The sequence below is a fragment of the Pseudomonas syringae genome, assembly GCF_021606685.1.
Classification (GTDB): domain Bacteria; phylum Pseudomonadota; class Gammaproteobacteria; order Pseudomonadales; family Pseudomonadaceae; genus Aquipseudomonas; species Aquipseudomonas syringae_R.
The window spans coordinates 1-13,187 of sequence record NZ_WKCB01000055.1; the positions used below are offsets into that span (position 1 = coordinate 1).

At 60.4% G+C, this 13,187-nt stretch carries 14 protein-coding genes and 3 pseudogenes; 13 read left to right on the forward strand and 4 right to left on the reverse strand.

Going from position 1 to position 13,187, the window contains the following annotated elements:
• The 5 genes and pseudogenes from GIW02_RS19425 to GIW02_RS19445 all read left to right on the forward strand — a co-directional run.
• Positions 1-341 (forward strand): ribonucleotide-diphosphate reductase subunit beta (locus GIW02_RS19425; RefSeq protein ID WP_032873688.1); only part of this gene is annotated, 341 nt, incomplete at its 5' end.
• Between the two features lie 65 nt (positions 342-406).
• Positions 407-577, forward strand: a pseudogene (locus GIW02_RS19430) (HNH endonuclease); the annotation flags it as partial.
• Between the two features lie 73 nt (positions 578-650).
• Complete coding sequence (locus GIW02_RS19435; RefSeq protein WP_236418070.1) at positions 651-1,298, forward strand: HAD-IB family hydrolase; 648 nt, start codon at positions 651-653, stop codon at positions 1,296-1,298.
• A gap of 199 nt (positions 1,299-1,497) precedes the next feature.
• On the forward strand, positions 1,498-2,445 hold the full coding sequence (locus GIW02_RS19440; RefSeq protein WP_236418068.1) for a hypothetical protein: 948 nt from the start codon (positions 1,498-1,500) through the stop codon (positions 2,443-2,445).
• A 107-nt stretch (positions 2,446-2,552) separates the two neighbouring features.
• On the forward strand, positions 2,553-2,933 hold the full coding sequence (locus tag GIW02_RS19445) for a helix-turn-helix domain-containing protein (protein WP_236418067.1): 381 nt from the start codon (positions 2,553-2,555) through the stop codon (positions 2,931-2,933).
• A 116-nt stretch (positions 2,934-3,049) separates the two neighbouring features.
• Here GIW02_RS19445 and GIW02_RS19450 read toward each other — a convergent pair whose 3' ends face one another.
• Together GIW02_RS19450 and GIW02_RS19455 are read right to left on the reverse strand one after the other, a co-directional pair.
• Positions 3,050-3,814: a hypothetical protein gene (locus GIW02_RS19450; protein WP_236418066.1), complete on the reverse strand. Its 765-nt coding sequence runs from the start codon at positions 3,812-3,814 to the stop codon at positions 3,050-3,052.
• 107 nt (positions 3,815-3,921) lie between these two features.
• Entirely contained in the window at positions 3,922-4,980 is a 1,059-nt protein-coding gene (locus GIW02_RS19455) for an MBL fold metallo-hydrolase (protein WP_236418065.1), read from the reverse strand.
• Positions 4,981-5,104: 124 nt separating this feature from the next.
• Between GIW02_RS19455 and GIW02_RS19460 the strand changes: the two genes are divergently transcribed.
• The 5 genes and pseudogenes from GIW02_RS19460 to GIW02_RS19475 all read left to right on the forward strand — a co-directional run bounded on the left by GIW02_RS19460 (position 5,105) and on the right by GIW02_RS19475 (position 9,159).
• Positions 5,105-5,731 carry a TetR/AcrR family transcriptional regulator gene (locus GIW02_RS19460; RefSeq protein ID WP_236418064.1) on the forward strand — a complete coding sequence of 209 codons (627 nt, stop codon included), beginning with the start codon at positions 5,105-5,107 and terminating at the stop codon, positions 5,729-5,731.
• A gap of 192 nt (positions 5,732-5,923) precedes the next feature.
• The gene (locus GIW02_RS19465) at positions 5,924-6,982 is read left to right on the forward strand and encodes a diguanylate cyclase (protein WP_236418063.1); all 1,059 of its coding nucleotides are present in this window, start codon (positions 5,924-5,926) and stop codon (positions 6,980-6,982) included.
• A gap of 352 nt (positions 6,983-7,334) precedes the next feature.
• Positions 7,335-7,967, forward strand: a pseudogene (locus GIW02_RS27375) (PAS domain-containing protein); the annotation flags it as partial.
• Between the two features lie 156 nt (positions 7,968-8,123).
• A pseudogene (locus tag GIW02_RS27380) lies at positions 8,124-8,564 on the forward strand (methyl-accepting chemotaxis protein); the annotation flags it as partial.
• 73 nt (positions 8,565-8,637) lie between these two features.
• A complete protein-coding gene (locus GIW02_RS19475) occupies positions 8,638-9,159 on the forward strand; it encodes a DUF1003 domain-containing protein (RefSeq protein WP_236418061.1) in 522 nt (173 codons plus the stop codon).
• A 23-nt stretch (positions 9,160-9,182) separates the two neighbouring features.
• Here GIW02_RS19475 and GIW02_RS19480 read toward each other — a convergent pair whose 3' ends face one another.
• Positions 9,183-10,064: a LysR family transcriptional regulator gene (locus GIW02_RS19480; protein WP_236418059.1), complete on the reverse strand. Its 882-nt coding sequence runs from the start codon at positions 10,062-10,064 to the stop codon at positions 9,183-9,185.
• Positions 10,065-10,144: 80 nt separating this feature from the next.
• Here GIW02_RS19480 and GIW02_RS19485 point away from each other — a divergent pair, with 80 nt between their 5' ends.
• Together GIW02_RS19485 and GIW02_RS19490 are read left to right on the forward strand one after the other, a co-directional pair.
• Positions 10,145-10,852, forward strand: coding sequence for a CTP synthase C-terminal region-related (seleno)protein (locus GIW02_RS19485; RefSeq protein WP_236418057.1), 708 nt, complete (start codon positions 10,145-10,147; stop codon positions 10,850-10,852).
• Entirely contained in the window at positions 10,849-11,178 is a 330-nt protein-coding gene (locus tag GIW02_RS19490; RefSeq protein WP_236418055.1) for an antibiotic biosynthesis monooxygenase family protein, read from the forward strand. Before GIW02_RS19485 ends, GIW02_RS19490 begins: the two co-directional genes overlap by 4 nt.
• Before the next feature lie 266 nt (positions 11,179-11,444).
• Here GIW02_RS19490 and GIW02_RS19495 read toward each other — a convergent pair whose 3' ends face one another.
• Positions 11,445-11,768: a DUF2025 family protein gene (locus GIW02_RS19495; protein ID WP_236418053.1), complete on the reverse strand. Its 324-nt coding sequence runs from the start codon at positions 11,766-11,768 to the stop codon at positions 11,445-11,447.
• 232 nt (positions 11,769-12,000) lie between these two features.
• On the opposite strand from GIW02_RS19495, the gene GIW02_RS19500 reads away from it, so the two are divergent.
• Complete coding sequence (locus GIW02_RS19500; RefSeq protein WP_236421985.1) at positions 12,001-13,128, forward strand: glycerophosphodiester phosphodiesterase family protein; 1,128 nt, start codon at positions 12,001-12,003, stop codon at positions 13,126-13,128.
• Positions 13,129-13,187: the final 59 nt, after the last annotated feature.

Sequence of the window (13,187 nt, forward strand, 5' to 3'; positions counted from 1 at the left end):
ATGTGATCAACCAGATCAAAATCGAAAACCCACACCTGTGGGATGCCGAGATGAAGGAAGAAGCGACCCAGATGATCCTGCAAGGGACGCAACTGGAGATCGAATACGCGCGCGACACCATGCCACGCGGCGTGTTGGGCATGAACGCGGCGATGATGGAGGACTACCTCAAGTTCATCGCGAATCGTCGTTTGTCGCAGATTGGGTTGAAGGAAGAGTATCCGGGGACTACTAACCCGTTCCCGTGGATGAGCGAGATCATGGACTTGAAGAAAGAGAAGAATTTCTTTGAGACTCGGGTGATTGAGTACCAGACCGGCGGCGCGCTGAGCTGGGATTGATTCCTCCACAAAGCAACACTCAGAAGCCCTGACTCGTTCAGGGCTTTTTTATGTGCTGTGAATGGCCACTTCTTGAAGCACATCAGGCTGACCACCTCGTCCAGAAGGGTTCGGATCGCATCACCAATGCTGTAGCCTTGTGTCCCAATTGCCATCAGCGTTGTCACCGGTCGAGTGACCGGGAGTCTTTCACTCAAGCGCTTTACGCCAAGATCGGAAGATTGGCACGGGAGTAATCTCCTGCTGTCACACCTGATGCACACCCAAAAAAATACTAGATAGGACCGAGGCCAACCCGTGAACCCAGACATGCTCGAAGCCGGCCCCATCGACGCCAAAGTACTCTCCGTCTTTGACTTCGACGGCACCCTGACCCATCACGACAGTTTCGTGCCCTTCCTCAAGTTTGCCTTTGGCCCCGCTGAGTTCTACGGCCGGATGGTCAAGTTGGCGGTGCCTGGGCTGCGTTTTTTGTTGCGGCAGATCAGCCGGGATGAGTTGAAGGCGCAGTTGATCCGCACCTTTATGACCGGGGTGGAGAAGGCGTGGGTGCAGCAGAAGGCCGAGGAGTATTGCCAGCGCAATTGGGCGCGGTTGATGCGCCCGGCGGGGGTGTTGTCGGTGGAGCAGGAGTTGGGCTCGGGCGCGGTGGTGACGCTGTGTTCTGCGTCGCCGGCGTTGGTGTTGCAACCGTTTGCGGATCGGCTGGGGATCAAGTTGATTGGCACTGAGCTTGAGGTGGTCGATGGGGTGTTGACCGGCAAGCTCACCGGGAACAACTGCCGCTGTGAGAACAAGGTGCTGCGGCTTGAGGCGGTGTATGGGGATTTGGGCGAGTATCGGCTGCGGGCTTGGGGCGATACGCGTGGGGATCGAGAGTTGTTGGCGGCGGCGCAGGATGCGCATTTTCGGCATTTTCATGTGAAGAAGAAAAAGCGGGCGCGGTTGCAGCGCTGATACGGGCGGATGGGGTCGGCGAGGAAACCGAGGCGATCCCTTCGCAGCCTCGCTGGGGCTCGACAGCTCCCACAGTTTGATCGGTGTCAGGCTGGGGAGCACACTAGCATGGGTGCTAGGAGGCTAGTTCTCAGGTTCTTGCTGATATTTGCGCGGGTTCCCGCTATTAATAGCGAAACTTCTCACGGACCCGAGCCCCATGAAATTCGACACGGCCTACTGTCTGAGTCTCGAGGACAAGCTGTCGATCTACGACGTTCGAGACTTGAATTTCGACGAAACCACCGAGTTCGATTCCGACCAAGACAGCTTCCTGTGCCCCAACGACGAATGCCGCGCAGCGTTCGATACGGGCAATACGCTGAGCACGTTCAACGCTAAAAACGTCAACTATCAGCGCACCCCGCACTTCAAGAACAAGACCAGCACCCGGCATATCGACGGCTGCCGCTACGCCAGCAGCTACAAGGCGGCGAGCGGCGAAAGTGACGATGAGCGTGAGGACCATTTCCCCTCGGAATTTGTGCTGACGCGGCGTCAGTACCCGCGCAAAACACCGGGTGCGGGTACCGACGGGCAAATCCCACAAGAGCCTGCGAAGCTGCCTTCAAATCGAGTCTCCACATCCCACGGTGGTAGTGACACCACGCCGGACAGAACCAGCATCTTCGCGCACCCGGTGGAATGTTATGTGTCGAACATCGATGACAAAGACACGCTCAAGGCAATGCCCCTCAAGATCGTCGATCACACCGCCACCTATTGGACGTTTTTCAAGAAGATCGAATACCTGCAAGACAACAAGGGCCTGATCTACTGGGGCAAGATCAAGGCGATCAAGGACTACACCAGCAGCTTTCGCATCGACTTCGAAAAGAAGGTATGGCTCGACAAGAAGCCCTACTCGGTCAACGTCTACCTGAGCAAAAAACTCATCGATACCTACCGCAAGCGCACGGCATTCCTGGAGCAGATCAAGGCTGCGGTAGACAGCGAGCGGGCGTTGTATTGCTTCTTCTACGGGGTGACGCCAGCGTTGAAACAGGTGCCCAGCAAGAAGAACCCCGAGCAGACGTTCGGGGTGTTCAGCGCAAATATCGAGAACCTGGATCACCTGATTATCCGGGAGGCGCCTGGGGTGGAGTGACGGGGCGCGAAAACGCTGGATAAAAAATCCAGTTGATGAGCGGTCAAAACAACTGTACAAAAACACAGTATAGTTTGTCCTCCCCCGTCGAACCCTGGAGAAATTCCATGTCCTCTCTGGCAATGAGCTCTTTTGTAGATCAGCAGATCGTCCTGCATCAATTCACCGCCAAGCACAGCGTACAGGCCCGCGCGATGCTGGGCTGGAGCCGTGACGAGCTTGCCCGCCAGGCTGGCGTGACGGTGGAGGCGCTTCAACAGTTTGAGAGTCAGGGCGACGGCGGTGATGAAACCCGGCTGGCCTTGGCGTTCCGCCTGGAGGCTGAGGGGCTGGTGTTCTTCCCGGGGTTTGCTCCGGGGTGGGGCATGAGTGCGCGCAAGTTCGAGACTAAACCCGCCGAACCCACCGCCAAAAATATTATCTCGCGGCTGATGGGCTCAACAACGGCCTCAATTGACTCAGCAACGCCTCAACCGAATGGTGCGTAGTGTCCAGCCGCATCACCGGACAGGCCAGCGCCTTCAGCCAGCTTTCATGTCAACGCCGGCTGCGTAGGCTGTGAGTGCCGTGGTCTTAACGCGCGGCCCAGGCCAGCAAGGCAAGGCTATTGAAGGCACCGGGAGCCCCTTGCAGCTGCGGCAATGTTCAGACCCGGCAGGCGGCGATACTCCCGGACCAGTGCCGCCAGGGAGCCCCCTGCCCAGCGCGCGCCATAGAACCAAAGCGTGGCGCCCTCCTCCAGTGGCTCACTCAAGCCTGGGTAGCCACTCCAGCACGCTGCATGAAACGCAGCACTGCGGCTGTCGGACACCAGGGCATCCAACCGGTATTCGCTAATATGTTCGTCGATTTCATTGCGGGTGTGCAGGTTGAACTGCAGGGCGCTATCGACCCGCTGCGCAGGTACGGGCACCAGGTGCACGCCGGCCTGGCGCAGGGTGTCCAGCACTCGTAGGAAGGCTGCCGTGTGTTCGATCGGCTCGCGACGATTGCCCTGCATCCATTGGTCAGCGAACCCTATACGCCGGCCGGCCAGGGCCTGCTCGGCCTTGTGGCGGCTGTTGTTCTGCACCAGGGGCACCTCCATCATTACCGACCCCGTGGGGTCGATTCCGCTCAAGGCCACCAATGACAATGACGGATCACGTATGGGCTTGAGCGGCAGGGCCGGTGTGTCATAACCAGGAATCGGCACCCTGCCCTTGCCGTGGATATCCGCGCCAGGATCGACACCAAAGTCGATGCCGCGCGGGGTCACCTGATTGATGAGGGGCAACACACGCGCTACCGACGCCGGCGGCGTCTGCGCCGCGTGCACAAAGGGGCTTGGCCCGCCTGTGTGCCAAAGCTTGGTGAATGTGTCGTCCATCAGAGCGCCCCCCCGAACCATGAATGTCACGGATCATCGCACCCTTGACTGCCCCCTGTCACAGCACTGAAACAGCTTGAAACTCCCTTTTTGTATGGTCTCTGCCGTCAACTCACAAGACGCTTCTGGACGTCTTGCGTTTCCACCTCCAGCCACCACGCATACCCGCGCTCCGGCTGATTCAAACTGAACGCCTGCCCCATCGGCGGTGTGGTAATCGCCACATTACGCTCCCACGCCAGGGCCATGATGCGGTCAAAGGGTTCGTGCCAGGCATGGAACGCCAGGTCAAAGGTGCCGTTGTGAATCGGCAGCAGCCAACGGCCCTTGAGATCGATGTGCGCTTGCAGGGTTTGTTCGGGCTGCATGTGCACATGGGGCCAGTCGACGTTGTAAGCGCCTGTTTCCATCAGTGTCAGGTCGAAGGGCCCGTACTGTTCGCCGATGCGTTTGAAGCCATCGAAGTAGCCGGTGTCGCCACTGAAAAAGATCCGTCGCGCGCCATCGATCATCACCCAGGAACACCACAGGGTCTGGTTGGCATCAAACAGGCCACGCCCGGAAAAGTGCTGCGCAGGCGTGGCGATAAAACGGATGCCATCCACCTCGGTGCCTTGCCACCAATCCAGCTGCCGGATTTTGTCGGCAGCCACGCCCCACTTGATCAACAGGTCGCCCACGCCCAACGGTGCAAGAAAGTAGCGGGTCTTGTCGGCCAATTGGACGACAGCCTTGTGGTCCAAGTGGTCGTAGTGATTGTGGGAAAGAATCACCGCCTCCAGGGGCGGTAGTTCTTCAAGACTGATTGGCGGCTGGTGGAAACGCTTGGGCCCGGCCCAACTGAACGGCGAGGCGCGCTCGGCGAATACTGGGTCGGTCACCCAGAACTTGCCACGCATTTTCAGCAATACCGTGGAATGCCCGAGGCGAAACACGCTGTGATCGGGGGCGGCCAACAATTGCTCGCGCGTCAGCGGTTGCACCGGAATATTGCCCACCGGCCGCGTGCTGCGTGGCTTGTTGAACAGCATGTTCCAGAAAATACGCAAGGTCTTGCCCAAGCCGCCATGCTGCACCGGGGCGTCATTGCTGAAGTGCCCCTGGTCTTGCCCGGCAGGCTTGAGCGCCGCAGGCGAGGGCTTGAGACGGGATGAGACGGTGGCCATTGCAGAGTGACTCCTACGGTCGGCTCATAAATTACACTGCACAGTGTAGTTTCAAGATTGCAACAAAATCCGGAGCAAGTAAACTGCCCAGTGTAATTTCCTCCTCAAGAGCTGAACGCCCCCCATGACTGCGCCTCAACGCCTCACCGACCGCAAACGCGAAGCCATCGTGGCTGCCGCTATCGCCGAGTTTCGGGCTAACGGGTTCGAGGTCACCAGCATGGACAAGATCGCCTCCACGGCGGGTGTTTCCAAACGCACGGTGTACAACCACTTCCCCAGCAAGGAGGAGTTATTCGCCGAAATCCTCCACCAACTCTGGGCCAGCAGCGTCGCTCAACTCGACATCGGCTATGTTGCCGAGCGCCCACTGCGCGAGCAATTGCAGGGCCTGCTGCAAGCCAAGATGAAGATGATGGCGGACGCCAACTTCCTCGACCTGGCCCGCGTCGCCATTGCCGCCACCATCCATTCACCCGAGCGCGCGCAAGATATGGTCAACCGCCTGAGCACGCGTGAGGAAGGCTTTACCCAATGGGTACGCGCCGCCCAGGAAGACGGCCGCCTTTCCTGCAGCGACCCGGCGTTTGCCGCCCACCAGATACAAAGCCTGCTCAAGGCCTTCGCGTTCTGGCCACAAATTACCTTGGGCCAACCCACGCTCGACGCCACCGCCCAAGCCGAGGTGATCGAGTCAGCCATAGACCTGTTCCTCGCCGGCTACGAAGTAAAGCCCTCTCAACCACTGTAAAACGCTGTTGCGCGAGCGACATCGCGCGTCGTTTTTGACGTATTCGCCCTCTGTTTTGCGCAAATGGCCTCTAAGGCCACTGATTATTCCCACGCGGATAACTGACAATATTCACCGGTATTATCCGATCAACGGCTAATCCAGCGAATGCGCGTCGTCGTATCTGTGAAAAAGCAGCTGGACCAGGACTCTATGGAAAACAGACAAGGCAAAGGGCGTTCATTTGCCAGGCGTATCTACAGGCCGAGGATCATCGGCAGCGCCATGTGCTGTCTCAGCGTAATTGCCGCGCTGTATCCGCTGGCAATGCCTGGCTGGATCTGGGCACTGCTGCTGGCCAATGGTTTTGTCTGGCCGCACCTGGCCTATTTACTGGCGACCCGCGCCAACATCCCCTACGACGCCGAACAGCGCAACCTGGTGTATGACGCCCTGTTCAGTGGGTTCTGGGCCGCAACGCTGCAGTTCACGCCCCTGACCACTGTGACCCTGCTGTCGATGGTCGCCATGAACAACGTCGCCGCCGGGGGTAAACGCCTGCTCATACGCGGCGCCGTGGCTCAGGTACTCGGCGTTGCCCTGGCCGGATTGCTGTTCGGGCTGCACTTCAACCCCACGGTGAGCCTGGTTCAGGTCTACGCCTGCCTGCCGATGTTGACCCTGTACCCCATGGCCATCGGCATGGTCTGCTTTCAATTGGCAATCAAACTGTCCGAACACAAACGCGCGCTCAGCGCCCTGAGCCGCATCGACAGCCTCACCGGGCTGCTCAACCACGGTTCGTGGAAAGACCTGCTCAATCTCAAGTTCAACAAATGCCGGCAACAGCAGAGCCACGCCACCATCGCGCTGATCGACATTGATCACTTCAAGCAGATCAACGACACCCATGGCCATATCGTCGGGGATGCGGTGCTGCGCCAACTGAGCCTGGAACTGCGGCGCAACCTCAGGGAAAACGACCTGGCCGGCCGCTACGGTGGCGATGAGTTCTGTGTGATTCTTCCGCAAGTGCCCTTGGAACAAGCTGCGCAGGTGATGGAGCGCATGCGCGAAACCTTCAGCAATTACCACCACCCGCACATCCCCGAACTGCGGGTCAGCCTGAGCATCGGCCTGGCGGATTTCCAACCGTTCTTCACCGATGCCGCCATGTGGCTGAGTGCAGCGGACCGCGCCCTGTATGCCGCCAAGGACACGGGGCGCAACCGCGTGAATACCAGCGACGAGAGGGTCGCCCGTTCCGCTTGAGAACGCCCTGCTGCACCTCGTCTGAATCTTCCATGCAACGCCCCAAGCGATAGCATAATGCCGCCATTGGTCGCCGACCCGCAAAAGGTCCTGCCCCTTGGGCGAACTTCTGCTCAGGCTGATCACTCTGAACCCCTTGTTCCCCCCCATGCGTCAGCACCAGGAAGCTGACAATGAGCACGTCAACCGTAGGCCGCGAGACTTACGGAGGCAGGCACCCTTACATGGAAAACCCATACGTTTGCTTGCCCGAGCTTCCGACATGCTATTCAACGCCCACAAGAAAACCATCAGTACCCTGCAACACACCCTTGCTCAACAGACCAGTCTGCTGAATGCCATCGAGTCTTCAATGGCCGTGATTGAGTTCGACCTGCAAGGCAACGTCCTACGGGCCAATGACAACTTTCTCAAGACCATGAACTACCGCGCCGATCAGGTGGTGGGCCAGCCGCACCGCATGTTCTGCACGCCCGCATTCGACCGCAGCGCCGAGTACAACCAGCTGTGGTCGACCCTGCGCAACGGCCAATTCCAGGCAGGGACCTTCGAGCGCGTGGCGGGCAACGGTGAGTCGGTATGGCTGGAAGCCAGCTACAACCCGGTTCATGATGCTGCAGGCCAGGTGATCAAAGTGGTGAAGTACGCCATGGACGTCACCCCGCGCCTGCAGGCCGAAAGCGAAGCCAACGCCAAACTGGAAGCCATCGGCCGGGCAATGGCGGTGATCGAATTCAACCTAGACGGCACCATCATCACGGCCAATTCGAACTTCCTGCAGCGCATGGGATACAGCCTGGCGCAGATCCAGGGCAAGCATCATCGCCTGTTCTGTACTGCAGAATTGGCCAACAGCGCGACCTACAGTGATTTCTGGCGACGCCTTAACCAGGGCGAGCTGTTCAGCGGGCAATTCGAACGCGTGGACAAGCATGGCCAAACCGTGTGGCTCGAAGCCAACTACAACCCGGTCTACGACGCCAGCGGGCGCTTGTGCAAAGTGGTCAAGTTCGCATCGGACATCACCCAGCGCGTGCAACAGCATGCTGCGGATGCACACAGCGCTGCGCAGGCCTATCACTTGTCCCTGCAGACCCAAGACATGGCGGAAAAAGGCGCCGAAGTAATTCAGAAAACAGCCAGCGGCATGCGTGAAATTTCCGCAGATATCGACGAATCCTCGCAACTGATCGCCAAGCTGGGTGACCGCTCGCAGCAGATCACTGCCATCGTCAACACCATTCGTGGCATTGCCGACCAGACCAACCTGCTGGCCCTCAACGCCGCCATCGAAGCGGCACGCGCTGGTGAACAAGGCCGGGGGTTTGCCGTGGTCGCCGATGAAGTGCGGCAGCTGGCGGCACGCACCAGCGGTTCCACCACCGAGATTTCCAGCATGATCGCAATGATTCAGGCTGAAACCCGCCAGGCCATCGACAGCATGGACGCCACGCGCGACCGCGCCGCGCAAGGTGTGGAACTGGCCAACCAGGCGGGTACGGTGATCCTGCAGATTCGCGAAGGCACCAGCGAGGCGGTGCAGGCCGTCAGCGCGTTCGCCAATGAGCGCGGCGGCAGCTGACCCGATCTTCATGCGGGCGGCCGAGGGCTCGGTCTATAGTGCTTGACTGTCTCTATGACCATCCGAGCCCGCCATGAACCCTGACAAACCCCAAGCCGACCCCGTCGACCACCTACGTTTCCATCGCGGCCACGCCCACCTGGCGCCAACGTTCGGCAACGACACCTTTGCGCTCAAGGCCGAAGCGTTTGCACGCTTTTTTGGCACACCGGCCTTCCTCGGCGCGCAAACCGCAATCGTGGTCCTGTGGGTGGTGCTGAACATGACCGGCATCACGCATTTCGACGTGTACCCGTTCATCCTGCTCAACCTGGCGTTCAGCCTGCAATCGGCCTACGCCGCACCGTTGATCCTGCTCGCGCAGACACGCCAGGCGGCCCGCGACAAGGCTCAGTCGGACGCCGATGCGCAGCACCGCGAAGCGCTGGCCGTCGCCAATTCCGAGCGCCAGGCCCAGGCCGCGCAGACCACCAAGCAGTTGCTTGAACTGCTGGAGCAGAACACCCGGCTCACCGAAATGACCAAACAGCTGACGGAGCACATCGACGCCCTAACCTGCGAAATGCACCAAAATTTTGTACGAAAACCTCAGTAGCCACGCCTCGATTCCGCGTTGCCTCAGGGTTTGAGCCGCACATGCCGGCCCAACTCATCAAACAGCGTGACCACCGAGCGCAGCGCCCGGCAATCGGGACGCGTCAGCAACCAGAGCGCCGTGTCGTGCCCTGCCAACGCAGGACCCGCCGGTTGCAGGGTGCCATCCAATAGAAAATCCGGCAGCGCTGCCACCCCCAGGCCCGCCCGCACCAATTCGGTCACCGACAACATGCTGTTGCAGCGGTAGCTGAGGCGCACGCCGGGCAAGTGCTCACGGCGCCAGGCCACCGTGGGGTGGTCGGGCAGGAAGTCATCCGGCGCGATCCAGGCCAGATCGGCCAACTCAGCGCCTGGGTGGCGGCGTACATAGTCGACGCTGGCGCACACTTGGTACGACACGGTGCCGAGGCAACGCCCTACAAGGTGTTCCGGCGGCGTGCGGGTCAGACGCAGGGCGATGTCCGCGTCGCGGCGGCTGAGGTTGGCAAAATCATTCGACGTGCTCAGCTCCAGGGTCAGCGCCGGGTAATGCGGCATGAAGTGCGCGAGGGCCGGCAGCAACAGGCCTTGCAGCACCGAGTCGGTACAGGTGAGGCGTACCGTGCCGCTGATCACCTCACCGCCCTGCTCCACACCAACCCGTGCGGCTTCCAGCGCTTGTTCTGCGTGTTCGGCCTGCTGCGCCAAGGTGCTGGCCAAGCTGGTCGGCAGGTAGCCGGCGCGGCTTTTTTCAAACAGCGTCTGGCCCAGCGCCGCCTCCAGGCGCCTGACCGCGCGGAACACCGTGGACACATCCACCCGCAACAGCGCCGCCGCCCGCGCCAGCGTGCCACCACGCACCAGCGCAAGGATCAGCGACAGGTCGGGGTAGTCGATTTGATAGTGCGTTGCTGCATTGAGCATATGGGTAAACGCCAATATTGATTGCGTGAACGCCAATCTATAGTGGGCGCCAGGACTCAACAAGCCATGGGATGCCTTTGATGACCGCCACTGCGCTGCACCTCGCCCTGATCGGCGACTACACCCCCGATGTGACCGCCCACCAAGCCATTCCCGTTGCCGTGCAACTCGCCGCCGACCACCTTGGCCTCAAGGTTCATCTGCAATGGCTCGACACCGATACCCTCACGCCCTCCACCGAGCTGCACGGTTTTGACGGTTTCTGGTGCGTGCCCGGCAGCCCCTATCGCGACCCCGAGGGCGCCCTGCGCGCCATCCGTTTCGCCCGCGAGCAGCAGCGACCTTTCCTCGGCACCTGCGGCGGTTTTCAGCATGCGATGCTCGAATATGCGCGCAATGTGCTGGGCTGGGCCGATGCCGAGCACGGCGAACTCGTCCCGGAAGCCAAACGCGCCATCATCACACCTCTGAACTGCGCCTTGGTGGAGTCGACCGGCGCCGTGCGTTTAACCCCCTATACACGCATCGCCGACGCTTACGGCAGCCTGGATCTGCATGAAGGTTATCGCTGCAGCTACGGTGTCAACCCGCAGTGCCTTGAGGCGCTGCTGGCGGGTGACCTGATCGCCAGTGGCCACGACGCGGCGGGCGAGCTTCGCGCAGCGGAACTGCTGGGCCATCCGTTCTTCGTCACCACCTTGTTCCAACCGGAACGCGCCGCGCTCAAGGGCATCACCCCGCCCCTGGTGATTGCGCTGCTCAAGGCGTGCCAGGAGCAATCGGCATGATCGCCAACACACCCGCCCCGCCCTACTACGCGGTGATTTTCAGCTCACTGCGCACCGAGGGTGACCAAGGCTACGGCGAGGCCGCCACCCGCATGCTCGAACTAGCGCGCGAGCAACCTGGGTTTCTTGGCGTGGAATCGGCACGCGAGGACGGCCTGGGCATTACTGTGTCGTACTGGGCAAGCGAGGCGGCGATCCTGGCCTGGAAGCAGCAGGCCGAGCACCGTGCGGTGCGCGAGCAAGGACGCGCCAGCTGGTACTCGGCGTTTCAGACACGGGTATGCAAAGTGGAACGGGCCTACGCCTTCGCGAGCGAATTACCCTGAAAGTGTTTCGAGCAGGCTTGTGTGGCAAGCAGGCTTGTGTGGCGAGCGGGCTTGCCCGCGTTGGGCTGCGAAGCAGCCCCAAAACCAGCGCTCGCGGTATCTCTGTAATACCGAGGGGCTGCATGGGGGCGCTTCGCACCCCAACGCGGGCAAGCCCGCTCGCCACACAAGCCCGCTTACCACACGAACCTGCTCGCCACACAGGCCTGCTTGCCACACAGGCCCGCTCGCCACATAAGCTACTGCTAACAGAAGTCTTGCTCGGCTCAGTTGACCAGACTGCGCAACGCGCTGATCTGCGGAATCTCCACCCGGCGCATGTAAGCGCGCAGCGGCTCGGTGATGTTGATGCGGTCGTCGATGTTCTGGTCGAGCAGCAGTTGGATACGCTCACGCGACAGGGTCATGGTTTGCTCGGGGGCCGGCAGCCAGACAAATTCGGCGGTGGGGATGATGCCGTCATCGGCCACGTCCATGCCGAAGGCGTCTTCGCTGAAACGTACGATGTACTGGCCAGTCTTGCGGTTCAGGCCGACAAAACCGTGGAGTTGGTCGGCAGCCTGGCAGATAAGCTCGGAAGTGATGCGCATGGTAAACCTCACTGAAAAGTCCCACGGGGACTGGAAAGATGGTTTACACGCGTGGCAGAAAGTACCGTCCTCTAACGGGGCAGCTGCGGGCAAGAGTACTGGAATGCGTCCCAAAAAAACCAAGAAAATTGGCGCGTGCGCACGTTAATGTCGGTTTGGTGATAGCGCCTTTCGCAATCAATTGTTAAAAAGGAGGCCTTCTCAAAGCTACCTCCACGAAAGGACTTCGCATATGCCTGTCACGTTTTCCAAGAGCGCCCTGCTGCTCGCCCTGGCGCTCGGCCTTGGCCAGGCACAGGCGGCCGAACCGATCAGCCCGGCTGAATTGGCGACAAACGAAGGCATTCCCTACCCTGCCGTGATCGCTCACCGAGGCGCTTCCTACGATGCACCGGAGTCCACCGCGGCGGCCTACAAGGTCGCTCGCGACCTGGGCGCCGACTACCTGGAACTGGACCTGCAGCGCAGCAAGGACGGCGTATTGTTCGCCCTGCACGACAACAACCTGCAGCGCACCACCGACGTAGCCACCAAGTTCCCCGAGCGCAAAGATGCGCCGGCCAACGAATTCACCTGGAAAGAACTGCAAACCCTCGACGCCGGCAGCTGGTTCAACGCCGCCTACCCGGACCGCGCGCGCCCAGGCTTCGTCGGCCTGAAAATCCAGAGCCTGGACGACATCATCAAGATCGCCGAAGGCAACCCGCAGCACAAACCAGGCCTCTACATCGAAACCAAAGAACCCAAGCAATTCCCGGGCATCGAAGCCGACCTGAAAAACAAGCTGCTGGATAAAGGCTGGCTCAGCTCCGCCGGCTCCAAGCTGGGCAAGAGCAACACCGGCGTCGGCCAGGGCAAGGGCCGCGTGGTGCTGCAAACTTTCGAGACTGCCAGCCTCAAAGAGCTGCAAAAAGAAATGCCGAACACGCCGAAAATCCTGCTGCTGTGGGTAGGTGAAGGCAGCATCGAGCCAAAATCCAAGCAGACCTTTGCCGAATCCGGCGAACCGACCAAGGCCGCCTACTACGCCAAGCAAGAGCCCAAAGACGCTGCCGAATTCGAAAAGTGGGTGGACCAAGCCAAGAGCCTCGGCGCCATCGGCACCGGCCCTTCGGCTGAGCTGACCGACCACGGCGACCAGAGCTACACCGACCTGGTGAAACCTGAAATGAACCAGCTGACCCACGACAAGGGCTTGCTGGTGCACGTCTACACCGTGGATGAGCCGGTGGATTTCGACAAGGTGATGAAGGCCGGCGTGGATGGCATCTTTACCAACCGCGCTGCCGAACTGTTGAAGTTCTACAAGCGCTGGCCGTCGTCCAGCGTGCAAGACCTGCTGAACGACTACAAATACTGAAGTCAGTGTGCCATTAAGGATGAGTTAAGTTGCGCCGGTTAATCTGGCGCCACTAAAAC